The organism is Paenarthrobacter sp. NPDC090517, assembly GCF_044769165.1.
Lineage (GTDB): Bacteria > Actinomycetota > Actinomycetes > Actinomycetales > Micrococcaceae > Arthrobacter.
In genome coordinates this window covers 141,738-167,442 of record NZ_JBIVXN010000007.1, presented here as the reverse complement: position 1 = coordinate 167,442, position 25,705 = coordinate 141,738, and the positions used below count along the sequence as shown (strand labels likewise).

Sequence of the window (25,705 nt, the reverse complement as noted above, 5' to 3'; positions counted from 1 at the left end):
GGTGTTCTCCCGGAATGACTGTTGGGGCGTGTTTTGGTGGTCCCTTTCATCATTCGTCCCTGGACAGCTGAGCACCAGTGGCACGAATGCCCATATACGATTGATTCGGGCCAAAGAACGACGGAGGGCAGCATGAGGATCGCGGTGTACGCGTTCAATGGCGTCACGATGTTTCACCTTGCCGTGCCGCAGATGGTTTTTGACGAAGTCTCGCGCCAAGGGTTAGCGGAGTGGAATACCGTCCTGTTCTCTGACCGGGCGGGCCACATCCAAACTGCTGAGGGGTACGTGCTGGGGGAAGTTCAAGGGCCCTCGATGGCTGAACAGGCCGACGTCGTAGTGGTGCCGTCCTGGTTCGACGATGAACGCAGGACCGGCGAAGCCCTCAGCAATGTCCTCCGGCAAGCCCATGCTAGGGGAGCAACCATCGTGGGTCTGTGCTTGGGAGCCATTCCCGTTGCCGACGCCGGTCTCCTGAACGGGCGATCTGCCGTAACCCACTGGCAAGCCTTTGACTCCCTCGCTGTCCGGCACCCGGATGTGTCCCTCGACCAAACGGTGCTGTATATCGATCATGGCGACGTCCTGACCTCGGCCGGTACAGCATCCGGACTCGACGCATGCCTGCACGTTGTGAGGGGCCGTTTGGGCGCGGAAGCAGCCAACCAGGTGGCGCGAAGCCTGGTCATCGCCCCGCACCGTGAGGGTGGGCAGGCACAGTACATCGAGCATCCCCTTCCGCCGCGAGCCGAAGGCGACCCCATGGCCCGGTTGCTTGAGTGGGCGATGGGTCGGCTGGGCGAATCGCTCAGCATTGACCGGCTTGCGGCCCAAGCCCACATGAGCCGGCGAACTTTCGTGCGCGCCTTCCGCGCCTCAACCGGGACTACGCCGTCGGCCTGGATACGCACACGCCGACTCGATGCCGCGCGCCGTCTGTTGGAAACCACCGACTTGTCTATTGATCAGGTTGCGGCCGACTGCGGGTTCGGCAGCGCCGTGACCCTCAGGCAGAACTTTGCCAGCGCTTTTTCCACCTCACCCACGGACTACAGGCGCCGCTTTACCGCTTGACGGCTTGAAGGTCTTGGAAAACTGAAAGACACTCTAGTTGGATGAGACGGTGGGATTGCCGAGTGTGCAGGGTGGAGTCAGCCCGTGGGGCGCGGGTAGTCCTGCAATCAAGCAGAGATGGAGATGGTTCTATGGCTGAGACGGACCACGTCGATTACACCATCCAACTCGAGGCGGGCAGCGTCTTGTTACTGGCTTGGGCGCAGGGCGTCAGAATTGAAGCCGGCAATGCCCGGGCTGCCGTGGACGCCGTCAACGAGTTCGCCGCCGGCAACCGTTATCCCTTGCTGGTCAGGATGGCGAATGCGAGCCACTTGAGCCGCGCTGCACGTGACGTGTTTATCGAGCCCTGTGCCGCTTCCAGAATCGCGTTGCTGGGCGAAAATGCCGTTGACCGCATACTCGTCGACTACCAATTGGCCGCCCAGCCGGCACCCTGCCCCACCAGATTCTTTACCTCAGAAACGGAGGCAATGACCTGGCTCCTGGAACCGGCACAGCAAGCCGACCAGTAGCAACAGGGCCGCACAGCAATTGGATGAGAACTCCGTGACGCTCTATACCTCCAACAGGAGGTGTGGAATCATCGGCAAATGGACCAATATCTGTGGGTGTTGAAACAAGATCAACTTGATTTGATTCGCGAATTGGAGCCAGCCAGACTTGAGCTCCTCGACGAGGAAGGCCTGCTCCAACTCCATAAGCGGGTGCGGAAGGCCCGGAACAAATACACCACCAACTATCGGCGCAAAGCGGCAGACGAGGTGCTGGAAGCCGGTGGTCGCGGAGCCGCAGCCAACAAGTCGGACAAAGCGCGTGCCCGGGCCCTGGTGTTCGAGGAAGCACTCTCCATAGTGAGCACTGAACTCGCCAGGGTGGCTCACGAGGCAGCAGAAGAACTTAAGGATGAGCGACTGGAACGCGCCAGCGCCGACACTTCCACCGGGCCGGAGAGCTCCGGAACCGGCACCAAATCCACCGCTGGTTCAGGCCGGGCAAGGTCTCACCAGAAGACCACCGGCGGAGTGAAGCGGGACGCCTCCAGCCGTTCGCAAGGCGCCCAGCGCCAAGCCAAAAAGGACGCGCGCTAAGATTCATTTCCTTCACCCGGACCCGCTGAGGTGGCACTTGATGACAATCGCGACGCGTTACATTGCCATCAAATGCCACCTCGGCGGGGCGGGGTCGACGCGCCGGGAGGAATCTTGAGGGAATCTTGAGATGACCCGGCGTCCTTCTTGAGGACCCCGTCCGATGGTTGAAACATCAGCCAATCAGCTGACGGGAACTTCCAGGAAGGACCATCGAAATGACTGACCAGATCTCCGCCAAGTCCGTAACTGCCGGCGCCGCCCACATGAATCCCGATGCCCGCACCGGGACTGCGGACACTGCAGGTCATACAGGGGAAACCGTTGGCCAGACCCGTGCAGTGGTGACAGTCCGTGAGCAGTTCAACCCCCTTGGGGCAGGTCTCCGGAGCATCTGGCCACAGTCGGTCGTGGGGTTCTAGGGCGCCAAGCTTCTACTAGGGCAGGCACCTCGTTATTTGGGCGAGTACCTGCCCGACGGCGTTTAAGGGACGATGGAGTCCAGCGCGAAAAATAAGGAGGCTTGCCATCAAGGAAGAGATGAGAAAGGCCGCTGATGTGGCCGAGGAAGCCGCGAATTCGCAGGCTTTCGCAGCTGTTGCCCGAGCCGGATATGCCGTGAGTGGGCTGCTGCACCTACTCATTGGCGTCATCGCGATCCAACTAGCCGTCGGCCGCGGCGGCGAAGCTGATGTCAGCGGGGCGGTGACCGAGCTGGCCAACAAGCCGGCCGGACCCCTCCTGCTCTGGGCCTGTTTTGGAGCCTGTGCGGCGTTAGCTTTATGGCAATTGGGAAATGCCGTCCTTGGCTATCGCATCGCCTCTGACAACAAACTGACCAAGCGGTTATCTGCTTTAGGTCAGGGGCTGGTTTTCGCTGCCTTGGCGGCCACCATCATGTCCTTCGTCGTAGGGCGGGGCCAGAACAGCAGGGAGTCCAGCAGCGACTTTACCGTCACTCTTATGAAGGCGCCGTTCGGGGTGTTCCTGCTGATCGCCATCGGCGCCGGCGTCGCGATTACCGGCATTGTCTTTGCGGTGAGGGGTTTCCGTCGAAAGTTCACCAAGGACCTTTCCCTGTCATCCAGCCCGGGCGTGCACAAGCTCCAGCTCTGGGTTGGGGTGGTGGGCTACATCGCCAAGGGGATCGCCCTGTTCCTGGTAGGGCTGCTGGTGGTCATTGCCGCGGTTCGGGCCCAGCCCGAGCAATCAACCGGGCTTGACGGAAGTCTGAAAGCGTTGAAGGAACAGCCCTACGGTCCGTACTTGTTGGCTGCCGTCGCACTTGGGCTCATCGCTTACGGGATCTTCCTTATGGTCAAAGCGAGGACCCTCCGGACCTAGTTCCAAGTGCGTTTAGGAGCTGGGGAGCCGGGGTACAGGGCAAAAGTACCGTGGAGTGAATAAAGCACCGTGCCGTGGAATGAAAAGGGGCAGAACCATGACTCAAAATGATTCGAACCAGACTGATAAGCCGCAAACCGACGGGAACCGCCTCACCTCACCGCCATCCGACCCCCGCAGCGGATACCACTCGGGCGAATTCCCCCAGCAGGAGCAGGAACAACCGGGCCTCACCAAACCACTGGATCCGCAACCGGACCATGGCGAGAAGAGTTATGCGGGGCATGGGCGCCTGCAGGGCAAGACCGCGCTGATCACCGGCGGTGACTCCGGCATCGGCGCTGCGGTGGCCATTGCCTACGCGCGCGAGGGTGCAAACGTGGCCATCAGCTATCTTCCGGAGGAAGAGGAAGACGCGCAGTCGACGGCGGAGTGGATCCGTGAGTGCGGAGCGCAAGCCCTGCTGTTGCCCGGTGATGCGCGGGATGAAGGCTTCGCGGCTGAAATTGTGGAACGCACCGTGCAGGAGCTTGGCGGGCTCAATGTAGTGGTGTTGAACGCGGCCTACCAGAAGAACCGCGAAGGCTTGGAAACCATCCCCACCGAGGAATTCGACCGTGTGTTCAAGACCAACCTGTACTCGCTCATCTGGACGGCACAGGCAGCTATCCCGCATCTCCGTCCGGGCGCCTCGATCATTGTCACAGCATCCATCCAGGCGTTTAACCCTTCCGCCCAGTTGATCGACTATGCCATGACCAAAGCGGCCCAAGTCGCCTTCACCAAGGCCATGGCCGAGGAACTAGGGCCCAAGGGAATCCGCGTCAACGCCGTGGCGCCCGGGCCCATCTGGACTCCGCTGATTCCTGCCACCGAGTGGCCGGACAAGCTCCCCACCTTTGGGCAGGACACGCCACTGGGCCGTGCCGGCCAGCCTGCCGAGCTGGCGCCAGCTTACGTGTTGCTGGCGTCCGACGAAGGATCCTACATTTCAGGAGCAGTCCTTCCCGTCACGGGGGGCAAGGGACTCTGATCTCTGCCTGGCCGGTCTCTTGAGGTTTCACGTGTAAGAGGAGAAAGAATGTTCGCTGTGTTGGTGATCGACATGCAGAACGCCTACTTCGAAGACCCTGCTCTGAAGGGGCGTCAGGAAGAAATTGTTGCTGCCTGCAATTCCTTGACCAGCGCAGCGCTCCAAGCCGGGTCCAAAGTGCTCCTGGTAGGAACCGTGCATGAACGGGACAAATCCACATGGAGCCTGAACATGCTCGACGATGATCAGGGATTTATCTTCAGGGGCAGTGAGCAGGCCGAATTCGTTCCCGGACTGCTCACTGCCGATCATCCCCGGCTGGTCAAGACCCGGGACAGCGCCTTTTTCGGTACAGACCTGGCCATGCGGTTGAGGAACTGGGGCGTGGACACCGTAATCCTTGCCGGCATTTCAGCGCATAACTGCATCGCCCAAACGGCGGCAGATGCCTTCGCGCACAACATCAAAGTGATCTACGCAGCGGAGGCCATTGGAACGGAAAACGCGGAGGCCGCAGAGTCAGTACTCCGCGTCCTTACGCGTGAATACCGGCAGAATGTGTTGCCCCTGGAAGAAATCCGTCAGCTTCTGGAGTCAGTTCCTTCAGCGTAGTTCTTCCCTTTCAATGGGGATCCACAGTTGCCCGCGGCCATGCGTGGCGCCGGGTTCCACTTGGACGCTGAGCATTTCCGGTCCGGGTGCCCACCTATAGGGGTTGGCGGGAAACCACTCCGTGGCGGCATCAGCCCACATGCCCTGCAGGACATCCGGGAACTTTCCCTCGGCTTCAAAGACCACCCACAGGCCGGCCGGGACCTCAAGGGACTCGAAACCTTCCGGCGCTGGCTTGGTGGAGGCTACTGCGTGCCAGTAGTCCAGTTCGCTTCCCTCGGTGCGCTGCTCTTCGATGTTGTCAGTGACTGAGAGCGGTCCGGCCGGTTCCAAGTCCGCAAGCTCCAGCAAGGACTTGGTGACCGCGGGGTCCACCCCGCGTTGGAAATCGATGATGGCCTGATTGGGTCCCTCGTGGACCAACGGGACACGGGCTTTCAGGCCGATGAGGCGGAAAGCGGGTTGATCTTCTATGCGGTGCTTCATATCGGTGTTTCCTTCGACTCGGAGGTGGAACCTCAATTGAGGTTGGGAATGGAGAACCGCGCCCGGCATTCGCGCCTCTGAGGGGCTTAGCCCGTGCAGGGCCCTGAAAGCCCGGGTGAAGGCCTCTGCTGATCCGTAGCCATAGCGAACGGCAACGTCCAGCACAGTCCCGCCCTCCAGGATTTCCGCAGTGGCTGCTGTCAGGCGCCGTCTCCGGATGTATTCAGAGATTGGCAGGCCGGCCAAGGAGGAAAACATTCGACGGAAGTGATACTCGGACGTCAAAGCGGCACGGGCCAAGACACCCACCTCGATGTCCGCAGTCAGGTCCTTCTCGATGAGCTCTATCGCCCGATTCCAGCCCTGCATCATGTCTCCCTCTTGCACCCGGTGCTCCATCCTTTTCATCGACGCTACGGGTACCTCCGTGTCGATGCCCCAACTATCCATGCCCGAAAATATCAGGTCAGGAAATGCAGGAGCCTGACAACGCAAGAACCCGGAGCCTGCGGCTGCAGACTCCGGGTTCTTGTTTGTCTTCAGATGTTACGGCCGACTGGAGCCTGACGCTTCTTCATCCGGTTCGGAGGAGAAGGGTCGGTCCTCGGGGACGTCTTCCGTATTCTTTTCATTCAGTTCAGCGTCAGCTGAAGGCACCGTCTTCTCGGAGTAGTCGCCTTCGGTGTAGTCCCCTCCGGCGTCTTCCTTGAGGGTTTCCGGAGACACTCCGGTGTCGCCGTAGTCGCCCTCGGAGTACTGGCCTTCGAGTTTGTCGCCGTTGGCGTCGCGGTTCTGGTTGTTAGCCATGGTGGGTCCTGCGGTTGGTGACCAGGCCGTAGATCAGCAGCACAATGATGGAGCCGCCGATAGCCAGGAGCCACGTAGTGAGGGAGAAGAATTCCTGCAGGCCCGTGTTAAAGATGAGCCCGCCGATCCAGCCACCCAGGAGAGCGCCGACGACGCCCAACAGGAGGGTGACCAGCCAGCCGCCACCCTGGCGGCCGGGAAGAATAAGCTTTGCGATAGCGCCAGCCAAAAGGCCGAGCAGAAGAAAACCAAAGAAACCCATTTTTGCTCCTACTTTCTTGTTGATGGAAATTCCATGAACGTGATGAAGCGAGTAAGTTCACCGGGTGCCTGTTCCAAGCTGTAGGCACCGTAATGGGGCCCCTGAAGGCCCTATGGAATGTGGGGAATTGGAACTAGTATGAAACCCCGATGAATTTATGAAATGCAGCCAATAGAGCACTCCTGCCGATTGGGTCGGACTCAGTACTACACCAGCAACGCTAGCGGCTCCCGGGGCAAGTAGCAAGTAACCTGACTATTAGTCGATCCTTGCTTGCGGGCCCGGAATGCCGCGGATTGGCGGCCTAGTGGCCCTTAAGGGAGTCCGCGACTCCCTTAGCGGCGTCCTTAACTTTCTCGCCCGACTGCTTGAGGTTTGCCTCGGATTGCTCGCCGGCCCCCTCGGCTTGCAGATCCCTGTTGCCGGTGGTTTCGCCGGTCTTTTCCTTAACCTTGCCGCCTGCTTCTTCGGCGGCATTACTAATCTTGTCATCCAGTCCCATGGTTTTCACTCCTCGGGTAGTGATGCGGTTACTTCCTGCGGTTATCCGCTGGTTGGCATAACAGTTTAGTCGAATGTTCTATTTCGGCAAATTACTATTAACCGGCACGCAATCAATGGCAGGTGACACGGCATGCCCGGCAGGGATAGTGTCGAGGAATAACACCTCGGAAGGAGTGATTGCTGTGAAAGGCAAAGCATTGTTCGCCGTTGGCGTGGCTGTCGGTTACGTATGGGGATCGAAGTCCTGGCCGGAGGTGTACCGGCGGGTCCGCGGAGGCACCGAGAAGCTTTGGAAGAACCCTGAAGTTCAAGAGAACGTGCACCAGGCCACGGAAGCAGTCCAGGAATCCGTGCCGGATATTCTGGACAACCTGTATGAGGCTGGCAAGAAGTTGCTGGAAAAGGCAGAAGCGATGTTCCCTGGCATCACTTCCCCCAAGGCGGCTCAGCATGCTGACGCCTCTTCCAGCAGCAAGCCCACCGTCACCACCGTGCCCACTATCAAGTCGGACGTCGTGTCTGATCCTGCCTTGGATGACGCCACAGGAAGTGACTGGACAGACGAGGGCGGCGCTGCGCCGGAAGGACCGGCGACCAACACGCCGCCGAAGGCCTAAAACTCTCCACACTGGAGGCAGCCGCGTCCGGTGAGTGCCGGCGTCGGAGTCTAAATGGTGCGTTCGACCGCCGTCAGGATCGCCTCGCCCAGCTCTTTGGGTTTGGTGAACTGCGGCCAGTGTCCGGTGGGGAGGTCGATGTAGTCGACTTCCCGGATTCTGGCGAGTTCGGCGGTAAACGGGTGGCCGGCATCCATCCACTCCTTGAGGAGTGATGACGGGAACTGGCAGGCAATGATCGTGGCCGGTACGTCGTAGCGACGGATGTCGCTCAGGTGTTGCTGGTCGAAGGCAACGCCCTTGGGCTCCGGAATAGCCCGTGCCCGGAAGGCCTCCTTGAGGTGGTCAGTCAGGTCTACGACGTCTTCTTCCTCGAACAGTTCCCACTGCGGCAGCGGAATGTCGTCGCCGTCGTCGGGCAGTTCGTCGTTGATGACCCCGCCCTCGCCGAGTGGTCCGCTGTCAACGTAAATGGCGCGGGCCACTCTATCGGGGCGGGCATCGGCCACGCCATGGATGATGGCGCCGCCACCTGAATGGCCCACCAGGATGACCTTGCCGTCGAGGGAGTCTACTTTTGCCACCACGGCATCGATATGGGTGCGAAGGCCGATGCCCGCGCGTGATGCGTCCACCGACTCCAGCCCTGGCAGCGTCAGCGGATGAACCGTGTGGCCGGCTGCTTCCAGCGGCGGCGTCACCTCCTCCCACGACGACGCGTCCAACCAGAAACCGGGTACAAGGATGATGTCCATGCCGGTACCCTACGGGAGCCCGCCGACAGTTTGTAAGAGTGGTTAGCTTCCCTCCGCCAGCTTCTCCACTGCCCTTGCCAGGATCTTGGCGCGCGACTCCGGGGAGCGGGCCTTCAGCACCTGCAGAATGATGAGGTAGCGCTCTGTTTTGCCCAGATCGCCAAAGGCTTCTTTGGCGGCCGGGTTTCCCGAGAGTGCAGTTTCGAGATCCTCCGGAACTTCGGCGTTGGCTTGCGAAACGTACGCCGCTTCCCAGCGGCCATCGGATTTGGCTGCCTCTATCTCGGCGAACCCGGCCGGTTGCATGCGTCCTTCGCTTATCAGTGCTTCCACTTTGCCCACGTTCACTTGGGACCACGAACTTCTGGCTCGACGTCGGGAGTACCTCTGCAGGAATGTCTTCTCGTCATGGCCCTTGCGTTGGCCATCGATCCAGCCGAAACACAGGGCGCCGTCCAGCGCGTCCTGTATCTCAATGAGCCCTGCGCCCGAGTTCTTTTTCCCGATCACAAGCCAGGCTTCGGCCTTGGTGTTATGGTTCGCGGAAAGCCAGTCTTCCCACTCCGCGCCGCTGGCAAACCTCAGCAGCTCCGGCTCACTCGTCTGCTTCATGCTTTCCCTTCCCCCTGTTCCTCACTCAAATACCCAGCATCCCCCAACCAGGTAGCAGTTGGGGCCGTTTCGCGCGCTCAAAACGGCGTCTGCTGCTACTTGCTTGGGGTTGGCAGGGGGGTTGACGCCGGTCGCATCTCCGGGCCATAGCTATCGTATACGATTTCGTACTTGTTCGATCAGGAGGAGGTGCCGTGACATTGGAGTTCCGGACACAGGAAGTCAGTCAGGACGTACTGGCTCGGACGCGCAAGGTCATTGCGGTCCACATCAATTACCCCAGCCGCGCTGCCCAGCGCGGACGTACTCCTGAGCAGCCGTCGTACTTCCTGAAGCCGTCCTCGTCGCTGGCGCTCGGCTCCGCGGATGCTCCCGGCACGGTTGAGCGCCCGGATGGTTGTGAACTGCTCGGCTATGAGGGTGAGATTGCGTTGGTGATCGGCAAGTCCGCCCGCCGCGTGGGTTTGGAGGATGCGTGGAGCCACGTCGAGTGGGTCACCGCATCCAACGACCTTGGTGTGTACGACCTCCGCTACGCAGACAAGGGTTCCAACGTCCGGTCCAAAGGGGGCGACGGTTTCACTCCCATTGGTCCCGCGCTGATTCCTGCCGACGCCGTCGACCCGGCCCGGTTGCGGATCCGTACCTGGCATAACGGCGACCTCGTCCAAGACGACACCACGGAGGATCTGCTCTTCCCGTTCGCCCAACTCGTCGCGGACCTCTCCCAGCTGCTCACCCTCGAAGAAGGCGACATCATCCTCACCGGCACTCCGGCCGGCGCCTCGGTGGCCAAGCCGGGCGACGTCGTCGAAATTGAGGTCACCGGTGATGAGTTTAGCAGCGGCCGCCTGGTCACCAAAGTAACGGAAGGTACGACGCCGTTCGCGGAGTTTGGTGCCCGGCCCAAGACCGATGACACCCAGCGGGAAGAAGCGTACGGCTCGCGGGAAGCGGCCGGCCTGCCTGCTCCGGTTTCCCAGGCTTCGGTTCTAACGCCGGAGCTGAAGAAGAAGCTGGAATCCGTTGCCACGGCTACGCTGTCGTCCCAGCTCCGCAAGCGCGGGCTGAACAACGTGAGCATCGACGGCCTGCAGGCCACCCGGCCGGACCGAAAAGTAGTGGGCCTGGCCCGGACCCTGCGTTATGTGCCCAACCGCGAAGACCTGTTCAAGACTCACGGCGGCGGTTTCAACGCCCAGAAACGTGCCATCGACTCTGTGAACGAAGGCGAAATCCTGGTCATGGAAGCCCGTGGCGAGAAGGGCACCGGCACTGTGGGTGACATCCTGGCGCTGCGCGCCCAGGTCCGCGGGGCCGCTGCCATCATTACCGACGGCGGCGTCCGCGACTACTCGGCCGTGGCCGACCTGGAAATGCCAACCTACTTCGCCAACCCGCACCCGGCAGTGCTGGGCCGCCGGCACATTCCCTGGGACACGGACATCACCATCGCCTGCGGTGGAGCAACGGTCCAGCCCGGGGACATCATCGTGGCCGACTCGGATGGCATCCTGGTGATCCCGCCGGCTATCGCCGAGGAACTGGTGGACGACTGCATCCAGCAGGAAAAGGAAGAGACGTTCATCTTCCAAATGGTCCAGGACGGCAACAGCGTTGATGGTCTGTACCCCATGAACAAGGAATGGCAGGCGCGGTACGCGGAGTGGTCCGCCCGCCAGCAAGCCGCGGAAGGAGCCTCAGGTGACTGAAACCGCCGTCGGAAGTACCGCCGTCGAGAACCCTGCCTCCCAAAGCAAATCCGAACAGGCGTATGCCGCCGTGAAGGCGCGCATCGTGGAGGGGACCTACACCCCGGGGTACCGGCTGGTGCTCGCCAAGATCGCCGAGGACCTGGGCTTCAGCGTAGTCCCCGTGCGCGAAGCGATCCGCCGACTGGAAGCCGAAGGGCTGGTCAAATTCGAGCGGAACGTGGGCGCTACGGTGTCCGGCATCGACCCCACCGAATACCTGTACACGATGCAGACCCTGAGCATCGTGGAGGGTGCGGCCACTGCATTGTCGGCGCCATTGATCGATTCGGTAGCTATTGCCCGTGCCCGTGCGGTGAACGAAGAAATGCGAAAGTGCCTGGAACATTTCGACCCCGTTCGCTTCACCGCGCTGAACCAGGACTTCCACAGCGTCCTCTTTGAACACTGCCCCAACCCGCACATCCTGGACCTGGTCCACCGGGGCTGGAACCGGCTGGCGTCACTTCGCTCGTCGACGTTCCGGTTCGTCCCCGGCCGGGCCCAGGAATCGGTGCGCGAACACGAGGCGCTACTGCACCTTATTGAGAGCGCCGCAGATGCCGAAACCATCGAAAAGGCAGCCCGCCAGCACCGTGCAGCCACCCTCGACGCCTACCTGGCCCAGGCCAAACAGTAATTACCAGCCACTGATCACTAGTTAGGACTTCAACGATGACGACCTCAGTAGAGACCGCCAAGCATTACATTCCCGAGAACCTGCCCTCCCATATCCAGCACTTCATCAACGGCGAGTTCGTTGACTCCATCTCAGGCAAGACCTTCGATGTCCTGGACCCGGTATCCAACGGAAACTACGCCACTGCGGCTGCCGGCCAGAAGGAAGACATCGACCTCGCAGTCGCCGCCGCCCGCGAAGCCTTCGTCAACGGTCCGTGGCCGAAGATGAAGCCGCGCGAACGTGCCCGCGTGCTGAACAAGATCGCCGACGCGGTCGAAGCGCAGGAAGCACGCCTCGCCGAACTCGAAACGTTCGATACCGGCCTGCCGATCACCCAGGCCAAGGGCCAGGCGCTGCGCGCAGCTGAGAACTTCCGCTTCTTCGCGGACCTGATCGTGGCCCAGTTCGATGACGCCATGAAGGTCCCCGGCTCGCAGATCAACTACGTGAACCGCAAGCCGATCGGCGTCGCCGGACTCATCACACCGTGGAACACCCCGTTCATGCTGGAGTCCTGGAAACTCGCCCCGGCGCTGGCCACCGGTAACACCGTGGTGCTGAAACCGGCCGAGTTCACCCCGCTCTCGGCCTCGCTGTGGGCGCAGATCTTCAAGGACGCCGGCTTGCCCGACGGCGTGTTCAACCTGGTCAATGGCCTGGGCGAAGAAGCCGGTGACGCGCTGGTGAAGCACCCGGATGTGCCGTTGATCTCCTTCACCGGCGAGACCACCACGGGCCAGACGATCTTCCGCAACGCTGCGGCCAACCTCAAGGGCCTGTCCATGGAGCTCGGCGGCAAGTCCCCGTGCGTTGTCTTCGCCGACGCCGATCTTGATGCGGCCATTGATTCCGCGCTGTTTGGTGTGTTCTCCCTCAACGGCGAACGCTGCACCGCCGGCTCCCGCATCCTGGTTGAGCGGGCAATCTACGACGAATTCTGCGAAAAGTACGCCGCCCGGGCCAAAAATATCGTGGTGGGCGATCCCCACGATCCCAAGACCCAGGTGGGTGCGCTGGTCCACCCCGAGCACTACAACAAGGTGGCCTCTTACGTGGAGATCGGCAAGTCCGAAGGTCGGCTCCTGGCTGGTGGCGGCCGACCCGACCACCTGCCTGAAGGCAACTACATCGCACCCACGGTGTTTGCCGACGTCGCGCCTGACGCGCGGATCTTCCAGGAGGAAATCTTCGGTCCCGTCGTGGCCATAACGCCTTTCGAGAACGACGACGAAGCCCTCGCCTTGGCGAACAACACCAAGTACGGCCTGGCGGCCTACATCTGGACGCAGAACCTGACCCGGGCGCACAACTTCTCCCAGAACGTCGAGGCCGGCATGGTGTGGCTCAACAGCCACAACGTCCGCGATCTGCGTACTCCGTTCGGTGGCGTCAAGGCCTCCGGGCTGGGCCATGAGGGTGGCTACCGTTCCATCGACTTCTACACCGACCAGCAAGCCGTGCACATCACGCTCGGCTCTGTTCACACCCCCAAGTTTGGCAACATCGACGCTTCTGCTGCCAAAGAAGGCTAAAGCGACTCCGCCCCGACCCCCTTTCAACGAAGAGAGACCATCATGAGCAAACCCTTCACCGGCCCCATTCCCACCCCCACAGTCCCGGCCCCGGACATCGTCCGCTGCGCCTACCTGGAACTGGTGGTCACGGACCTGGAGAAGTCCCGCGCGTTCTACGTGGACCTCCTTGGCCTGCACGTGACCGAAGAGGACGAGAACACCATCTACTTGCGCTCCTTCGAGGAGTTCATCCACCACAACCTGGTCCTCCGCAAGGGCCCGGTCGCCGCTGCCGCAGCGTTCGCGTACCGGGTGAAGTCCCCGGCCGAGGTTGATGCCGCTGAGGCGTACTACCGCGAACTCGGTTGCCGGGTGGAGCGCCGCAAGGAAGGCTTCACCAAGGGGGTGGGCGACTCCGTCCGTGTGGAAGACCCGTTGGGTTTCCCGTACGAGTTCTTCTACGACGTGGAGCACGTAGAACGCCTCACCCAACGCTATGACCTCTACTCCGCCGGTGAACTGGTCCGCCTGGACCACTTCAACCAGGTCACCCCGGACGTCCCGCGCGGCCGCAAGTACCTGGAAGACCTCGGCTTCCGCGTCTCCGAGGACATTAAGGATTCCGACGGCGTCACGTACGCCGCGTGGATGCACCGCAAGCAAACTGTGCACGATACCGCCCTGACCGGTGGCAACGGACCCCGCCTGCACCACATCGCGTTCTCCACGCACGAGAAGCACAACATCATCCAGATCTGCGACAAGATGGGCGCCCTGCGCATCTCCGACCGGATCGAACGCGGCCCCGGACGCCACGGTGTCTCAAACGCGTTCTACCTCTACATCCTCGACCCGGACGGGCACCGCGTGGAGATCTACACCCAGGACTACTACACCGGGGATCCGGACAACCCCACCGTCACCTGGGACGTCCACGACAACCAGCGCCGAGACTGGTGGGGCAACCCCGTGGTCCCGTCCTGGTACACCGAAGCTTCCTTGGTCCTTGACCTCGACGGCAACCCGCAACCCGTGATCGAGCGCGAGGAAAAATCTGAAATGGCTGTCACAGTGGGCGCCGACGGATTCTCCTACACCCGCCCGGAAGGTGCCTCCGGCGAGGCTGCCGAGGGTTTCAAACTGGGAGCGCAGGTCTAAAGCCATGCTGGACGCGAAGACGATCGAAGCCATAGCTGACGAGCTCCTCGAAGCCGGGCGTTCCCGTACCCCGGTCCCGCGCCTCACAGCCCGCTACCCCGAGATGACGGTGGAGGATTCCTACGCCGTGCAGCAACTGTGGATGCGGCGGAACGAGGAAGCCGGACGCACGTTGGTGGGTCGAAAGATCGGCCTCACGTCCAAGGCCATGCAGGCCGCCACTGGCATAACCGAGCCGGACTACGGTGCCATTTTTGACGACATGGTCCTCGAAACCGGATGCTCCGTGGAATGGGATAAGTACACCCACCCGCGGGTGGAAGTGGAGCTGGCATTCGTGCTCAAGTCAGGTCTCAAAGGGCCCGGCTGCACAATTTTCGATGTCCTCAACGCCACCGATTACGTGGTTCCAGCCCTCGAAATCCTGGACTCCAGGATTGAAATGGAGGGCCGGACCATCGTGGACACCATCTCGGACAATGCCGCCATGGGTGCCATGGTGGTGGGTGGCCGACCGGTGCGTCCCGACGCCGTCGACCTCCGCTGGGTGTCGGCCATTCTGTACAAAAACCAGACCGTTGAGGAGACCGGCGTAGCCGCCGGAGTGCTCGATCACCCGGCTAACGGAGTGCACTGGTTGGCCAATAAGATCGCTGCACACGGGGACTCAATGAAAGCTGGAGATATCATCCTCGCGGGCTCGTTTACACGCCCCTTATGGGTGTACAAAGGTGATACCGTACACGCGGACTACGGACCGTTGGGAGTTGTGACATGTCACTTCAGCTGAGCCCCACCTTCTATTCGGCCCTTGGTGACGCGGCTCGTCCGCTGGCCGGGATGTGGGTGTGTTCCGGTAGTCCGCTGGTGGCGGAGATCTGTGCCGGTTCGGGTTTGGACTGGCTGCTGATTGATGCGGAGCACAGCCCCAACGGGCTCGAATCCATTGTGGCGCAGCTTCATGCGGTGAGCGGCTATCCGCTCCAAGTCATGGTTCGGCCTCCCGTGAATGACACCGTGGTCATCAAGCAGTATTTGGACCTCGGCGTACAAAACCTGCTGATTCCCATGGTGAACTCGGCCTTCGAGGCCGCTGCCGCCGTTGCCGCTGTTCGTTATCCGCCGCTGGGCGTCCGCGGCGTTGGTTCGGCACTGGCGCGGGCCTCGCGATGGAACCGCGTGCCGGACTACCTGGCTGCGGCTTCCGACTCGATCAGTCTCACCGTTCAGATCGAGTCCGAGGCCGCGGCATCCGCCGTTGAGGAGATTCTTGCCGTCGACGGCGTTGACGGCATCTTCCTTGGTCCCTCGGATCTCGCCGCCTCCATGGGCCTGCTGGGACAGCAGGAGAATCCCTTGGTGAGGGCCGTCGTCGAGCATTGCCTTGCAGCTGCGAAAGCCGCCGGGAAACCGGCTGGCGTGAACGCCTTCAACGAGGCAACTGCCCGCGCTTATCTCGACGCCGGCGCCTCCTTTGTGCTGGTCGGCGCCGATGTCGCAGTGCTGGCCCGCGCTTCCGAGGGCTTCGCGTCAACGTTCATTCCAGTGTCTGAAACGGCTGAGCGCGAAAGCTACTGACCCTGTTGCCTGGGCTAGCTGGTCGCTGAGTTCTTGCGGGCCATGTACCACTCCGTGAATTCGCGGGCGCGACCGTCCTCGGCGAAACGGATAACCCAGAGGTTGTCATAGGTGGGCTCGCCGTTCAGGTACGTGGTGAGGCCCTGGACGAATGCGGTGTCACCATCCTGTCCGAGCAGCGTCCATTCGAAGGTCCAGTCCTCGGGCTTGTCGCCGGCATCTGCCCAGGCTTTGACGATCTCGTCGTGGCCGTTCCATTGTTTTTCGGTGTTGGGCCGATCGGAATAGATGGCATCTTCGGTAAACAGGGCACGGATATCGTCGGGCTCATTCGAGGTCCACGCGCGTACGTACTGATCCATCCAAGAGTTCACGTCGTTGGTCATTTATCCGTTCTACCCTGCCGCTCGGGCTGGTTCAACGGTGGTTCGCAGGGTTTGCCCAACGTTCCCGTTTGGTTGGCGGGCTGGTTACGCACCGCCAACCTGCGGGAATGCACGACGCCGGTTGGTTCAGTCCTCGTCCAGGGTTTCCGTGAGGTGGTGCGTGGGAATGCGGTCGCGATCGTACGTGATCTCCGTATAGCCGTGCGGCTGGGGGCGGCCGTCGGCGCCGAGATTCACGAAGACGATTTCCTCGATGGTCAGGATCGCCTCGCGGGTGATCATGTTGCGGACCTCGGCCCGCATGGTCAAGGACGTGCGTCCGAAGCGTTTCGCCGTCAGGCCCATTTCCACGAGGTCCCCCTGGACGGCGGAGCTCACAAAGTTGATCTCGGAAATGTACTTGGTGACGGCGCGCCCGTTCCCCAATTGGAGGATGGCGTAGATCGCGGCCTCTTCATCGATCCACTTCAGCAGGCTGCCACCAAAGAGGGTGCCGTTGGCGTTAAGGTCCTCGGGCCGCACCCATTTGCGGGTGCGAAAGGTGATGTCTGCTTTTTCCATAATCCGAGATTATCGAACCGGCGCAACCTTCGCTTGATATTGCACCGGTGACCTAGGCCATTGCCGTGTGTGAAGCGCTGTGTGAATCGATCCGCTTTGAATAGCAGTACGATTCACTGACGCCGACGTAGGGACCGAAATTTGGCACGGCGGCAAACCCTGCACTTTCATAAAAACTCCGTCCATCCGACTGGGCAGACCCTGCCTCAGCTGCGATCACACTGAATCCATGGGAATGAGCCTGCGCTTCGAGCGCAGCGAGGATGGAACTCGCCACTCCCGAACCCCGGGCGTAGGGGACAACGTAAAGCCGCTTGATTTCGGCGGTCTTCTCATCCAACATTCTCAGGCCCCCGCAGCCGAGAGGTTGGCCTGAGCACTTCTCGTAGGCCACAACGAACACAGCGGTGTCGGCCTCTGATGGCGGGGGACCGGGCTCGTGATCCTTGGTTCCGAACCTTGCATCGAGTTCTGCCTGCTGTGCGGCGCGGAGGTCAGCGCCCACGGGGTTCGCCCAAGTTACCTGCCGGATGTTGAGCCGCGGGTTGGTCTGCATCTCTGCCTCGTTTCGCCGGGTTTCGGGGAGGTGTTTATGCGTCTTAAGCCTACGGAGCTGTGGTTACCGCGGTGTTTCCTGCGCGTAAGCGTCGGGAGAAATGCACTGCCTATTCGCGTTGCGGGGCCCGTTCTGCGCCCTCCCGAGTAGGTTTGGCGGGTAAAGCAGGCCCCGCAACGTTCCTGAACCCCGGAATATCACTGGATGGGCCCAACGGATCAGGGCTGAAGTGCCTCGCCCGTGGGATCCTCGGCGGTTTGGTCTGCCAGTGCCATGCCTCCAACCGGGATCTGGTCCCAATGCAGCACCCGCCATCCGCCTTCGGGGTCGCCTTCCAAGGCCACGATCCCGGTGTTCGGGAGTTGATGGGTTTCGGCGAACACCGTGTCTATGTCCGTTGCCCTGCGTCCCGCCCAGCAGCGGATTGCGGCACCGTGGCTGACGATTGCCGCTGAGGAGTGTCCAGCTTGGGCAACTTTGCGTACCGAGGCATCAAACCTCGTGAAGAAGTCGTGCCCGTTGAATGCTCCGGGCATGCGCACATCCAAGTCACCGTCCGTCCAAGCGAAGACCGTGCTCATGTAGCGAAGGTGGGATTCGTGATCGGTTTTCTTCTCCAGCGCCCCAGCCTCAATTTCATGGACGCCGTCCAGAATTGTTGGCTCCAATCCGGTGGCCTTCGCCAAAGGCGCGACTGTCCGATGGGTGCGCAGCAACGTCGACGTGTACAGGGCTTCGATGGCTTCGTCAGCCAGGGCTTCAGGGAGTGCGGCAGCTTGTCGTTCGCCGAGCTCCGTCAGCCCCGGCCCCGGGAATGCGGTGTCCAACTGGCCCGCGACGTTGCCGGGTGTCTGCCCGTGCCTGATCAACAGGAGCTTCATTAGTGCCCCGCTCCTTACGTGATAGCTGTTCCGGGATTGAGTGGGTGAGGGACCCCGCTTCTGCTCTCCAGCCTAAACGCCGACGGCGGACCGAGGCACCCAGCCCCGGCCCGCCGTCGTCGAGCATTCTGTCCTACTGCAGGTGGTCCCTTACTGAAGGTGGTCCACCAGTTTGTCCGCAATGCCCGTGTACTTGCCCGGGGTAAGGGCGAGCAGGCGTGCCTCGGCGTCGGGGGAGAGGCCAAGACCCTGAACGAATTCCTGCATGCGGGCACCGTCCACGCGCTGGCCGCGGGTCAGGTCCTTGAGGCGTTCGTACGGGTTTTCCATGCCTTCGACGCCAGCGATGGCTTCGGCGCGCATGACCATCTGGATGGCTTCACCCAGGACCTCCCAGTTGGTGTTGAGGTCGCCAGCGAGGACTTCCTCTGCGACGTCCAGGGCCTTCAGGCCCTTGGCTACGTTGGAGATCGCGAGCAGCGAGTGGCCGAAGGCGACGCCGATGTTCCGCTGCGAGGAGGAGTCCGTGAGGTCGCGCTGCCAACGGGAGGTGACCAGCGTGGCGCCCAAGGTGTCCAGGAGGCCGTTGGAAATTTCCAGGTTGGCTTCCGCGTTCTCGAAGCGGATCGGGTTGACCTTGTGCGGCATCGTGGAGGAACCCGTGGCCCCGGCGACCGGGATCTGGCGGAAGTAACCGATGGAGATGTAGCTCCAGATGTCCGTGCAGACGTTGTGCAGGATGCGGTTGAAGCGTGCAATGTCGGCGTAAAGCTCAGCCTGCCAGTCGTGGCTCTCGATCTGCGTGGTGAGCGGGTTCCAGGTAAGGCCCAGGCCTTCTACGAACGTCTTGGCGACGGCTTCCCAGTCAGCGCTGGGAACGGAAGCGACGTGCGCCGCGTAGGTGCCAGTGGCGCCGTTGATCTTGCCCAGGTACTCAGTCTTTGCAATCCGCGCCAGTTGGCGATTCAAGCGGTGCGCTATGACAGCAAGTTCCTTGCCAAGCGTGGTGGGCGTTGCAGGCTGGCCGTGGGTGCGGGACAGCATGGGCACGGAGCGGTTTGCTTCGGCCATGGCTTCGATCTGCTTCACGAGGGCGGTGGCGTTGGGCAGCCACACGTTCTCCACGGCACCTTTGATACCCACAGCGTAGGAGAGGTTGTTGATGTCTTCTGACGTGCACCCGAAATGCACCAAGGCGGTGAGGTTCTCGATGCCAATGGCCGGCAGCCGGCGGCCGATGTAGTACTCGACAGCCTTGACGTCGTGGACGGTGACGGCTTCGATTTCGGCGAGTTCGTTGACAGAGGCGGCATCGAATTCGTTGACGATGGCACGCAGCTGGGCCACCTGCTCGTCGGACAGCGGCCCTGCGCCGGGCAATACGGACTGGCTGGTCAGGTGGATGAGCCATTCAACTTCGACGTGAACGCGATCGCGGTTAAGCGCGGCCTCGGACAAGTAGTCAACGAGGGGTGCGACGGCGGCACGGTAGCGGCCGTCAAGGGCGCCAAGGGCGAGGGGTTCGGAAGCGAGGGACACGCGGGTGGATTCAGCCATGTCGCCTATTCTTTCATGCTCCGCGCAGGGGTCGGGAGTCGATGACGAGCCTATGTGGACGGCCGATCGGGTTATCCACATAGCCGACGGCGGCCCTTCCGTTGGATTCGGCCGCTGCGTAGCGTCGACCCTACCGATCAGCAGAACAATCAATGGAGTACACAGACAATGAGCGTCGGCTTGATGCCTGCACCCAACCCGCCCACTTTTGATCCCTTGGAGTGTGCTTCGCGAAGCCACGAAGTCCAAAGGCTCGCTTGGCGGATGCAAGCGTGCGTAGACCAAGTGGACCAGGTTCTCACGTCCCTGCGGAGAGCGCAGGTGGATGACTGGCTTTCTCCCGCGGGAAGGGCCTACCGGACCACCCTTGCCCTGCATGCTTCAGCGCTGATGCGTGCACGTGAGTCGGTGGAAGCCTCCGTTGCCATCGTGCTCCGACACTCTCAAAACGTCTCCGTCTCCGGCGAACGGGGTCCGTAATGGCAGATGCAGCTCCCGTCGGGGCCGGCTCAGCACCACAACCCTCTCGCCCAGTCAGTGACGGGATCCTCAATATCAGGGGAGGGGTGGGAGGGATGTCTTTTCAACTTGAGGAGCTCCTAAGGGGTGCGGGCACGCTGGACGACCTGGTCCAACAGCTCGTGGCCATCGAAGAAGAAGCGCGTCAGGTCCAAGACTGCCTGGAACTCTTTCTCTACGATTCCTATGACACCGGCTGTAATGCCCTCAACGCTGTGGCCGAGAGCCGGAAGCAAGTGGGAAAGGTTCGCCAGGAATTGGTGGAGGTCAGTGGAAGTGTGCGCGCCAGCCACCGGGATTACGAGGCAGCGGAGGCCAAGAACGCCAGGCCGCACGCGTTGAGTTTTGACCAGTATCGATTCTCTGACGCACCTGTCCTTTTGTCACTGGGGCGGGACCTCACGGAGGAGGGCTATAACCGCCTCATCCCCGATGGCTATGAGCTATCAGACATACTGCGTACCCTTCTTGATTCACCACTAGTGGCCACCTATCAACCCCGCCCGATAAGCATCGAAAAGATGGGTATAACGGACGAAGACGTGGATCCGTCCATGGCGGAAAGCCTTCGTCGTCTCGAGAGGCTTCACGCCCGGAACGACGGTGAGGTCGAAGTGATTCGCTTTGACAACCACGGCTCTGCTTCATGGATGGTGCTGATCCCCGGAACCCAGCCTGATTCACCACCTACCAATCCTTTCGACATTCAAGGAATTGGCGAAGCACTGGGTTACGGCTCCGAAGAAGTTGTCCCGGCTGTTGGCACGGCACTCCGTGAAGCCGGGGCTGAGGCGGGCGATCAAGTAGTGGCAGTGGGACACAGCCAGGGAGGTATCCACGCCATGAACCTCAGCCGGGACAAGGCATTTCTCAGCGAATTCGATCTCAAGTATGTGCTGACGGCCGGGGCGCCCGTCGGCAGCATCTCGGCTGAGCCCGGCATCAATTCGCTCCATCTGGAACACGTCCAAGACTGGGTTCCAGGAGCAGACGGCCGGGTCAACGCCGATAACAAGGACAGGGTGACGGTCACACTGAGCAATGAAGTCAAGACACCCGAAGGGGAAGATCCCGGCATCGGCCCCGGGCACGATCAGGAAAACTACGCTGCCGGAGCAGAATTTGTTGAGGCAAGCCGTGACGAGTCACTCGCAGCATCGACTGCCGCATTTGCGGGTGTTGTCGGGGCTGGCGGGATTGCCAAGGTGACGCGGTTCAAGCTGGAAAGAGCGCCCCTCCAGGTTCTCCGTCCCGCAACGCCAGCCACTTCCAGATACGAGGGCTGGAGCCGGAACAAGGTAAAGCCCTGAAGAAGGAGACGACGGGTATCCGGATCTGCTAGCGCTTCCTTGCACCCGGAATCAGGCCTGCCACCATGGAGATGATGCTGATGATGATCGACGCCAGGATTGCTGTCCAGAAGAAAGAATCGATAGTGAGTTGCACGGGCGTGAAGGTGCTCAGCCATGCCGTCAGGTACAGCATCGCTGCGTTGATCACGATGGTGAACAAGCCAAGCGTCAGGATGGTCACAGGGAGGGACAACAGCCTCACCAACGGACGGACAAAGGCGTTCACCACTCCAAAGATCAAACCGATGAACAGATACGCCAAAATGATGCCGGCGGTGTCTGCCCCCTGCGTAAGTCCTGCGTTGGCTGCGGCCGACTCTGTGGCACTTGTGGAGATGTCCATGCCTTGCAGAAGCCAGGTTGCAACCCACAGGGCAAGCCCGTTGATGAGGACACGAATGATGAAGGAACCCATGGGCCCATGGTTTCACACACGCCTGTTAAAGAGCTCGGCGTCAGCCGTGGATGGGCAAGTAGGCTTGAAGCCATGACTACTACTGACAACGTACCGGAGGGCGTACTCCCTCGTCCGGTCGTAGACAGGCTCCCCAAGTATGCGGCTGGAAAACCCCCTGCTGCGATTGAGGGCCTCACCAGCTACAAATTGTCGTCCAACGAAAACCCTCTCCCTCCGATTCCTGCAGTGTTGCAGGCAATCGCGGACCAGACTGACATCAACCGATACCCGGATCCCCTGGCCACCAAGCTGCGGAACGCTTTGGCCGGCTTCCTGGATGTTCCCGCTGACGATGTCGTCACTGGCGCCGGGAGCCTTGGGGCACTGAACCAGATTCTGGCCACGTTCGCCGGCCAGAATGAGGACGGCAAGCAGGACGAAGTGATCTACGCCTGGCGTTCTTTCGAGGCCTACCCCATCTGCGTGGGCCTCGCAGGGGCAGCCAGTGTGCAAATCCCCTTGTTACCGGACGGGCGCCACGACCTCGAGACTATGGCTGCCGCAGTCACCGTACGCACCAAAGTGATTCTCCTGTGCACGCCCAATAACCCCACCGGACCGATTCTCACAGCCGAGGAAACGGAGCGGTTCATCCAAGCCATGCCGCCAAACGTTGTGGTGGTCATCGATGAGGCCTATCAGGAATTTGTGCGGGACGCCGAGGCTGTGGACGGCATCAAGCTCTACAGCAAATACCCCAATGTGGTGGTGCTCAGGACTTTCTCGAAAGCCCACGGCCTGGCTGGCTTGCGCGTTGGTTACAGTGTCTCCGGTCCTTTGCTTACCCAGCATCTCCGGGTAACAGCTACTCCTTTTGCCGTTTCCCAAATTGCAGAACGTGCCGCTGTTACTTCACTGGAGAATTTCGATCAGGTTGTGGAAAGGGTACAAAGCCTGGTGGATGAACGGGACCGCGTGATCGCTGGCCTGAGGGAACTGGGCTGGTTCGTTCCTGAAGCTCAAGGCAACTTTGTTTGGTTGAATTTGGGGGAGCACAGCGGGGAGTTTGCTGCCTTGGCGGCAGAGCAAGCCTTGTCTGTTCGTGCCTTTGGAAATGAGGGTGTTCGGGTCAGTATCGGCGAGGTGGAAGCCAACACCCGGTTCTTGGATCTCTGTGCAGGTTATACAAAGGCTCCGCAAGGTTCCTAGCGGTTAACAAATGCGCCAACGCTACTTACTGCCGATAAAGTAAGGGACGAAAGCCAAAATATATGCCCGTTCCGGAATGCATTCCGGAACGGGCATATATCCCAGCGACAGACATTGCCCGGCGCCTCGCCACGGCAAGCAAGGAGACGGAATGGGCTCGACACAACTGCCCCCCGGGCCGGAAGAAAGTCTCGCGGCAACCACCGCGGCAGCAGCCGCACCAGGCGAACCAGTGGAAATGGTGCAGTTGCTAGGGCCCGACGGGAAATTGGGATCCGATCCCGTCTTCTCGGACTACGCCAAGCGGATCGATCCGGAGAAGCTCCGTGTTTTCTACGCGGATATGGCGAGGATCCGTCGCTTTGACCAGGAGGCCACGGCACTGCAGCGCCAAGGCGAGCTTGCCTTGTGGGTGCCGCTTACCGGCCAGGAGGCCGCCCAGATTGGTTCGGGCCATGCGAGCCAGTCCCAGGACTACATCTTCCCCACCTACCGTGAACACGGCGTTGCGCTGGTCCGCAATGTAGACCTCGCCGAGCTGCTCAAGCAGTTCCGCGGGGTGTCCAACGGTGGCTGGGATCCGCGGGAGAACAACTTCCACCTCTATACATTGGTGCTCGCAGCCCAGACGCTTCACGCTGTTGGCTATGCCATGGGTATCCAAAGGGACCAGAAGTTCGCAGCGGCATCTGACTCCACAGACCCCAAGGCTGCAGTCATCGCTTACTTCGGTGACGGCGCCAGCTCCGAAGGCGACGTCCATGAGTCGATGGTCTTTGCGGCGTCGTACAACGCCCCGGTTGTTTTCTTCTGCCAGAACAACCACTGGGCCATTTCCGTGCCTACTGAAGTCCAGACGAAGGTTCCGCTCGCGAACCGCGCCAAGGGCTACGGTTTCCCGGGAATCCGAGTGGACGGCAACGACGTCATCGCAGTCCATGCCGTTACGGAGTGGGCACTCGAGCACGCCCGGGAGGGCCGGGGCCCTGTGCTGATCGAGGCCTACACCTACCGGGTGGGCGCACACACCACTGCCGATGACCCAACCAAGTACCGGGAATCCGCCGAAGAAGCTGCCTGGCGCGAGAAAGATCCGCTCGACCGCCTGGAGAAGTACCTGCGCGCGGAGGGTTTGGCGGATGAAGCGTTCTTCGACCAGGTCAAGGCCGACGGCGATGAGCTCGCCAAGTACGTCCGAAGCACAACCCATGGCCTTGAGGTCCCGGATATCCGCGAAGCCTTTGCCAGTGTCTACGCAGAACAACATCCGCTGATCGCGGAGGAACTGGCTTGGTTCGAGGAGTACTCGGCCGGCTTCGAGAGCGACCAGGAGGCAGCTAACTGATGGCAACAATGACCATTGCGAAGGCCATCAATGAGGGCCTGCGGGCATCGCTGACGAACAACCCCAAGTCCTTGCTGATGGGCGAGGACATCGGACATCTGGGCGGTGTTTACCGTGTCACGGATGGCCTTATCAAGGAATTCGGCGACGAACGCGTGGTGGACACCCCCTTGGCTGAGTCCGGCATCGTCGGAACCGCCATAGGCCTGGCCCTTCGCGGATACTCACCAGTGTGCGAAATCCAGTTTGACGGCTTCGTTTACCCCGCTTTCAACCAGATCACCACCCAGCTGGCCAAAATCCACTCCCGCAGCCTCGGCAAGCTGACCGTTCCGGTGGTTATCCGCATTCCGTACGGCGGCGGCATCGGGTCCATCGAGCATCACTCAGAGTCGCCTGAAGCGCTGTTCGCCCACACTGCGGGCCTGCGCATCATTTCCCCTTCCAATGCCCATGATGCCTATTGGATGATCCAAAAGGCCATCGAGTGCCAGGACCCCGTCATCTTCTTCGAACCCAAGCGCCGTTACTGGCTCAAGGGTGAGGTGGACGTCGAGAACGCAGGTCTTTCCGAGGACCCCTTCAAAGCGCACGTTGTCCGCGAGGGAACGGATGCGACCATTGTGGCCTATGGCCCGCTGGTACCGGTTGCGCTGGCGGCTGCCAATGCTGCCACTGAGGACGGACGGAGCATTGAAGTCATCGACCTCCGTTCCATCTCGCCTTTGGACTTTGACACTGTGGAAGCCTCGGTCAAGAAGACGGGCCGCCTGATCGTAGCCCATGAAGCCCCCACCTTTGGTGGCATCGGTGGCGAAATTGCCGCGCGCATCAGCGAGCGGGCATTCCTGCACCTGGAGGCTCCGGTCATTCGCGTTGGAGGGTTCCATATGCCGTACCCCGTCGCCAAGGTGGAAGAGGACTACTTGCCGGATATCGACAAAATCCTTGAGGCGCTCGACCGCTCCTTGTCCTACTAGAACTGCGGTCCTGGCAAGACCTCGTGCTCTACCAACCGCCGTCCTACTAACCGCCCTGATCCAGCCCGGCTTCGCAGCCGGG

General features: G+C 61.2%; 31 protein-coding genes. 19 read left to right on the top strand and 12 right to left on the bottom strand.

Annotated features, from left to right (window positions below; translation table 11 throughout):
• The first annotated feature begins 132 nt into the window (after nt 1-132).
• From ACIQTW_RS19150 to ACIQTW_RS19120, 7 genes are all read left to right on the top strand, one after another.
• On the top strand, nt 133-1,074 hold the full coding sequence (locus ACIQTW_RS19150) for a GlxA family transcriptional regulator (protein WP_402940253.1): 942 nt from the start codon (nt 133-135) through the stop codon (nt 1,072-1,074).
• A gap of 131 nt (nt 1,075-1,205) precedes the next feature.
• Nucleotides 1,206-1,589: an STAS/SEC14 domain-containing protein gene (locus ACIQTW_RS19145; RefSeq protein WP_402940250.1), complete on the top strand. Its 384-nt coding sequence runs from the start codon at nt 1,206-1,208 to the stop codon at nt 1,587-1,589.
• Between the two features lie 78 nt (nt 1,590-1,667).
• Nucleotides 1,668-2,165: a hypothetical protein gene (locus tag ACIQTW_RS19140; RefSeq protein WP_402940247.1), complete on the top strand. Its 498-nt coding sequence runs from the start codon at nt 1,668-1,670 to the stop codon at nt 2,163-2,165.
• Nucleotides 2,166-2,383: 218 nt separating this feature from the next.
• Entirely contained in the window at nt 2,384-2,587 is a 204-nt protein-coding gene (locus tag ACIQTW_RS19135; protein WP_402940244.1) for a hypothetical protein, read from the top strand.
• 118 nt (nt 2,588-2,705) lie between these two features.
• The gene (locus tag ACIQTW_RS19130; protein WP_402940242.1) at nt 2,706-3,509 is read left to right on the top strand and encodes a DUF1206 domain-containing protein; all 804 of its coding nucleotides are present in this window, start codon (nt 2,706-2,708) and stop codon (nt 3,507-3,509) included.
• Nucleotides 3,510-3,606: 97 nt separating this feature from the next.
• Nucleotides 3,607-4,542 (top strand): SDR family oxidoreductase, encoded by a 936-nt coding sequence (locus ACIQTW_RS19125; protein ID WP_402940239.1) that lies wholly within the window; start codon nt 3,607-3,609, stop codon nt 4,540-4,542.
• 48 nt (nt 4,543-4,590) lie between these two features.
• Nucleotides 4,591-5,154, top strand: coding sequence for a cysteine hydrolase family protein (locus ACIQTW_RS19120; protein WP_402940236.1), 564 nt, complete (start codon nt 4,591-4,593; stop codon nt 5,152-5,154).
• Here ACIQTW_RS19120 and ACIQTW_RS19115 read toward each other — a convergent pair.
• The 4 genes from ACIQTW_RS19115 to ACIQTW_RS19100 all read right to left on the bottom strand — a co-directional run bounded on the left by ACIQTW_RS19115 (nt 5,146) and on the right by ACIQTW_RS19100 (nt 7,211).
• Complete coding sequence (locus ACIQTW_RS19115; protein ID WP_402940233.1) at nt 5,146-6,009, bottom strand: helix-turn-helix domain-containing protein; 864 nt, start codon at nt 6,007-6,009, stop codon at nt 5,146-5,148. The two genes, ACIQTW_RS19120 and ACIQTW_RS19115, sit on opposite strands and share 9 nt — an antisense overlap.
• 177 nt (nt 6,010-6,186) lie before the next feature.
• Nucleotides 6,187-6,447, bottom strand: a complete 261-nt coding sequence (locus ACIQTW_RS19110; RefSeq protein ID WP_402940230.1) for a hypothetical protein — start codon at nt 6,445-6,447, stop codon at nt 6,187-6,189.
• Entirely contained in the window at nt 6,440-6,709 is a 270-nt protein-coding gene (locus tag ACIQTW_RS19105; protein ID WP_178993727.1) for a GlsB/YeaQ/YmgE family stress response membrane protein, read from the bottom strand. Before ACIQTW_RS19105 ends, ACIQTW_RS19110 begins: the two co-directional genes overlap by 8 nt.
• A gap of 304 nt (nt 6,710-7,013) precedes the next feature.
• Complete coding sequence (locus ACIQTW_RS19100) at nt 7,014-7,211, bottom strand: CsbD family protein (RefSeq protein ID WP_402940228.1); 198 nt, start codon at nt 7,209-7,211, stop codon at nt 7,014-7,016.
• A gap of 184 nt (nt 7,212-7,395) precedes the next feature.
• Between ACIQTW_RS19100 and ACIQTW_RS19095 the strand changes: the two genes are divergently transcribed.
• On the top strand, nt 7,396-7,830 hold the full coding sequence (locus ACIQTW_RS19095) for a hypothetical protein (RefSeq protein ID WP_402940226.1): 435 nt from the start codon (nt 7,396-7,398) through the stop codon (nt 7,828-7,830).
• Between the two features lie 50 nt (nt 7,831-7,880).
• On the opposite strand, the gene ACIQTW_RS19090 is transcribed toward ACIQTW_RS19095, so the two are convergent.
• Nucleotides 7,881-8,585, bottom strand: a complete 705-nt coding sequence (locus ACIQTW_RS19090; RefSeq protein ID WP_402940224.1) for an alpha/beta fold hydrolase — start codon at nt 8,583-8,585, stop codon at nt 7,881-7,883.
• A gap of 42 nt (nt 8,586-8,627) precedes the next feature.
• On the bottom strand, nt 8,628-9,197 hold the full coding sequence (locus ACIQTW_RS19085; RefSeq protein WP_402940222.1) for a YdeI family protein: 570 nt from the start codon (nt 9,195-9,197) through the stop codon (nt 8,628-8,630).
• A 194-nt stretch (nt 9,198-9,391) separates the two neighbouring features.
• Here ACIQTW_RS19085 and ACIQTW_RS19080 point away from each other — a divergent pair, with 194 nt between their 5' ends.
• The 6 genes from ACIQTW_RS19080 to ACIQTW_RS19055 are packed head-to-tail and all read left to right on the top strand — an operon-like array spanning nt 9,392 to nt 15,880.
• The gene (locus ACIQTW_RS19080; protein WP_402940221.1) at nt 9,392-10,909 is read left to right on the top strand and encodes a fumarylacetoacetate hydrolase family protein; all 1,518 of its coding nucleotides are present in this window, start codon (nt 9,392-9,394) and stop codon (nt 10,907-10,909) included.
• Nucleotides 10,902-11,588 carry a GntR family transcriptional regulator gene (locus tag ACIQTW_RS19075; RefSeq protein WP_402940219.1) on the top strand — a complete coding sequence of 229 codons (687 nt, stop codon included), beginning with the start codon at nt 10,902-10,904 and terminating at the stop codon, nt 11,586-11,588. Before ACIQTW_RS19080 ends, ACIQTW_RS19075 begins: the two co-directional genes overlap by 8 nt.
• Before the next feature lie 35 nt (nt 11,589-11,623).
• A complete protein-coding gene (hpaE, locus tag ACIQTW_RS19070) occupies nt 11,624-13,162 on the top strand; it encodes a 5-carboxymethyl-2-hydroxymuconate semialdehyde dehydrogenase (RefSeq protein ID WP_402940217.1) in 1,539 nt (512 codons plus the stop codon).
• Between the two features lie 42 nt (nt 13,163-13,204).
• Entirely contained in the window at nt 13,205-14,302 is a 1,098-nt protein-coding gene (gene hpaD, locus ACIQTW_RS19065) for a 3,4-dihydroxyphenylacetate 2,3-dioxygenase (protein WP_402940215.1), read from the top strand.
• Between the two features lie 4 nt (nt 14,303-14,306).
• Nucleotides 14,307-15,092: a 2-oxo-hept-4-ene-1,7-dioate hydratase gene (gene hpaH, locus ACIQTW_RS19060; RefSeq protein WP_402940213.1), complete on the top strand. Its 786-nt coding sequence runs from the start codon at nt 14,307-14,309 to the stop codon at nt 15,090-15,092.
• On the top strand, nt 15,077-15,880 hold the full coding sequence (locus ACIQTW_RS19055) for an HpcH/HpaI aldolase/citrate lyase family protein (RefSeq protein WP_402940211.1): 804 nt from the start codon (nt 15,077-15,079) through the stop codon (nt 15,878-15,880). Before hpaH ends, ACIQTW_RS19055 begins: the two co-directional genes overlap by 16 nt.
• A 14-nt stretch (nt 15,881-15,894) precedes the next feature.
• Here ACIQTW_RS19055 and ACIQTW_RS19050 read toward each other — a convergent pair whose 3' ends face one another.
• From ACIQTW_RS19050 to purB, 5 genes are all read right to left on the bottom strand, one after another.
• A complete protein-coding gene (locus ACIQTW_RS19050; RefSeq protein ID WP_402940209.1) occupies nt 15,895-16,266 on the bottom strand; it encodes a nuclear transport factor 2 family protein in 372 nt (123 codons plus the stop codon).
• Nucleotides 16,267-16,392: 126 nt separating this feature from the next.
• Nucleotides 16,393-16,827 (bottom strand): acyl-CoA thioesterase, encoded by a 435-nt coding sequence (locus tag ACIQTW_RS19045; protein ID WP_017198826.1) that lies wholly within the window; start codon nt 16,825-16,827, stop codon nt 16,393-16,395.
• A gap of 52 nt (nt 16,828-16,879) precedes the next feature.
• Nucleotides 16,880-17,383 carry a GNAT family N-acetyltransferase gene (locus tag ACIQTW_RS19040; RefSeq protein ID WP_402940206.1) on the bottom strand — a complete coding sequence of 168 codons (504 nt, stop codon included), beginning with the start codon at nt 17,381-17,383 and terminating at the stop codon, nt 16,880-16,882.
• A 218-nt stretch (nt 17,384-17,601) separates the two neighbouring features.
• A complete protein-coding gene (locus tag ACIQTW_RS19035) occupies nt 17,602-18,264 on the bottom strand; it encodes a histidine phosphatase family protein (RefSeq protein ID WP_402940204.1) in 663 nt (220 codons plus the stop codon).
• A 150-nt stretch (nt 18,265-18,414) separates the two neighbouring features.
• Nucleotides 18,415-19,821, bottom strand: a complete 1,407-nt coding sequence (gene purB, locus ACIQTW_RS19030) for an adenylosuccinate lyase (RefSeq protein ID WP_402940202.1) — start codon at nt 19,819-19,821, stop codon at nt 18,415-18,417.
• A gap of 168 nt (nt 19,822-19,989) precedes the next feature.
• On the opposite strand from purB, the gene ACIQTW_RS19025 reads away from it, so the two are divergent.
• Both ACIQTW_RS19025 and ACIQTW_RS19020 read left to right on the top strand, forming a co-directional pair.
• Nucleotides 19,990-20,301, top strand: a complete 312-nt coding sequence (locus ACIQTW_RS19025; RefSeq protein ID WP_402940200.1) for a hypothetical protein — start codon at nt 19,990-19,992, stop codon at nt 20,299-20,301.
• A gap of 95 nt (nt 20,302-20,396) precedes the next feature.
• Complete coding sequence (locus tag ACIQTW_RS19020) at nt 20,397-21,650, top strand: hypothetical protein (RefSeq protein WP_402940198.1); 1,254 nt, start codon at nt 20,397-20,399, stop codon at nt 21,648-21,650.
• Nucleotides 21,651-21,678: 28 nt separating this feature from the next.
• Here the strand turns inward: ACIQTW_RS19020 and ACIQTW_RS19015 are convergent, their stop codons facing one another.
• A complete protein-coding gene (locus ACIQTW_RS19015; RefSeq protein ID WP_402940196.1) occupies nt 21,679-22,107 on the bottom strand; it encodes a phage holin family protein in 429 nt (142 codons plus the stop codon).
• 72 nt (nt 22,108-22,179) lie between these two features.
• On the opposite strand from ACIQTW_RS19015, the gene ACIQTW_RS19010 reads away from it, so the two are divergent.
• The 3 genes from ACIQTW_RS19010 (at nt 22,180) to ACIQTW_RS19000 (ending at nt 25,623) form a co-directional block, all read left to right on the top strand.
• Nucleotides 22,180-23,298 (top strand): histidinol-phosphate transaminase, encoded by a 1,119-nt coding sequence (locus tag ACIQTW_RS19010; RefSeq protein ID WP_402940194.1) that lies wholly within the window; start codon nt 22,180-22,182, stop codon nt 23,296-23,298.
• A 151-nt stretch (nt 23,299-23,449) separates the two neighbouring features.
• The gene (pdhA, locus tag ACIQTW_RS19005) at nt 23,450-24,643 is read left to right on the top strand and encodes a pyruvate dehydrogenase (acetyl-transferring) E1 component subunit alpha (protein ID WP_402940192.1); all 1,194 of its coding nucleotides are present in this window, start codon (nt 23,450-23,452) and stop codon (nt 24,641-24,643) included.
• On the top strand, nt 24,643-25,623 hold the full coding sequence (locus ACIQTW_RS19000) for an alpha-ketoacid dehydrogenase subunit beta (RefSeq protein WP_062072602.1): 981 nt from the start codon (nt 24,643-24,645) through the stop codon (nt 25,621-25,623). The genes pdhA and ACIQTW_RS19000 overlap by 1 nt, the downstream gene beginning before the upstream one ends.
• Nucleotides 25,624-25,705: the final 82 nt, after the last annotated feature.

Coding starts and splice junctions, on each gene's coding strand:
- ACIQTW_RS19150 (WP_402940253.1), top strand. CDS start 133: ATGAGGATCGCGGTGTACGCGTTCAATGGCGTCACGATGTTTCACCTT.
- ACIQTW_RS19145 (WP_402940250.1), top strand. CDS start 1,206: ATGGCTGAGACGGACCACGTCGATTACACCATCCAACTCGAGGCGGGC.
- ACIQTW_RS19140 (WP_402940247.1), top strand. CDS start 1,668: ATGGACCAATATCTGTGGGTGTTGAAACAAGATCAACTTGATTTGATT.
- ACIQTW_RS19135 (WP_402940244.1), top strand. CDS start 2,384: ATGACTGACCAGATCTCCGCCAAGTCCGTAACTGCCGGCGCCGCCCAC.
- ACIQTW_RS19130 (WP_402940242.1), top strand. CDS start 2,706: ATGAGAAAGGCCGCTGATGTGGCCGAGGAAGCCGCGAATTCGCAGGCT.
- ACIQTW_RS19125 (WP_402940239.1), top strand. CDS start 3,607: ATGACTCAAAATGATTCGAACCAGACTGATAAGCCGCAAACCGACGGG.
- ACIQTW_RS19120 (WP_402940236.1), top strand. CDS start 4,591: ATGTTCGCTGTGTTGGTGATCGACATGCAGAACGCCTACTTCGAAGAC.
- ACIQTW_RS19115 (WP_402940233.1), bottom strand. CDS start 6,009: ATGCAGGGCTGGAATCGGGCGATAGAGCTCATCGAGAAGGACCTGACT.
- ACIQTW_RS19110 (WP_402940230.1), bottom strand. CDS start 6,447: ATGGCTAACAACCAGAACCGCGACGCCAACGGCGACAAACTCGAAGGC.
- ACIQTW_RS19105 (WP_178993727.1), bottom strand. CDS start 6,709: ATGGGTTTCTTTGGTTTTCTTCTGCTCGGCCTTTTGGCTGGCGCTATC.
- ACIQTW_RS19100 (WP_402940228.1), bottom strand. CDS start 7,211: ATGGGACTGGATGACAAGATTAGTAATGCCGCCGAAGAAGCAGGCGGC.
- ACIQTW_RS19090 (WP_402940224.1), bottom strand. CDS start 8,585: ATGGACATCATCCTTGTACCCGGTTTCTGGTTGGACGCGTCGTCGTGG.
- ACIQTW_RS19085 (WP_402940222.1), bottom strand. CDS start 9,197: ATGAAGCAGACGAGTGAGCCGGAGCTGCTGAGGTTTGCCAGCGGCGCG.
- hpaE (WP_402940217.1), top strand. CDS start 11,624: ATGACGACCTCAGTAGAGACCGCCAAGCATTACATTCCCGAGAACCTG.
- hpaD (WP_402940215.1), top strand. CDS start 13,205: ATGAGCAAACCCTTCACCGGCCCCATTCCCACCCCCACAGTCCCGGCC.
- hpaH (WP_402940213.1), top strand. CDS start 14,307: ATGCTGGACGCGAAGACGATCGAAGCCATAGCTGACGAGCTCCTCGAA.
- ACIQTW_RS19055 (WP_402940211.1), top strand. CDS start 15,077: ATGTCACTTCAGCTGAGCCCCACCTTCTATTCGGCCCTTGGTGACGCG.
- ACIQTW_RS19050 (WP_402940209.1), bottom strand. CDS start 16,266: ATGACCAACGACGTGAACTCTTGGATGGATCAGTACGTACGCGCGTGG.
- ACIQTW_RS19045 (WP_017198826.1), bottom strand. CDS start 16,827: ATGGAAAAAGCAGACATCACCTTTCGCACCCGCAAATGGGTGCGGCCC.
- ACIQTW_RS19040 (WP_402940206.1), bottom strand. CDS start 17,383: ATGCAGACCAACCCGCGGCTCAACATCCGGCAGGTAACTTGGGCGAAC.
- ACIQTW_RS19035 (WP_402940204.1), bottom strand. CDS start 18,264: ATGAAGCTCCTGTTGATCAGGCACGGGCAGACACCCGGCAACGTCGCG.
- purB (WP_402940202.1), bottom strand. CDS start 19,821: ATGGCTGAATCCACCCGCGTGTCCCTCGCTTCCGAACCCCTCGCCCTT.
- ACIQTW_RS19025 (WP_402940200.1), top strand. CDS start 19,990: ATGAGCGTCGGCTTGATGCCTGCACCCAACCCGCCCACTTTTGATCCC.
- ACIQTW_RS19020 (WP_402940198.1), top strand. CDS start 20,397: ATGTCTTTTCAACTTGAGGAGCTCCTAAGGGGTGCGGGCACGCTGGAC.
- ACIQTW_RS19015 (WP_402940196.1), bottom strand. CDS start 22,107: ATGGGTTCCTTCATCATTCGTGTCCTCATCAACGGGCTTGCCCTGTGG.
- ACIQTW_RS19010 (WP_402940194.1), top strand. CDS start 22,180: ATGACTACTACTGACAACGTACCGGAGGGCGTACTCCCTCGTCCGGTC.
- pdhA (WP_402940192.1), top strand. CDS start 23,450: ATGGGCTCGACACAACTGCCCCCCGGGCCGGAAGAAAGTCTCGCGGCA.
- ACIQTW_RS19000 (WP_062072602.1), top strand. CDS start 24,643: ATGGCAACAATGACCATTGCGAAGGCCATCAATGAGGGCCTGCGGGCA.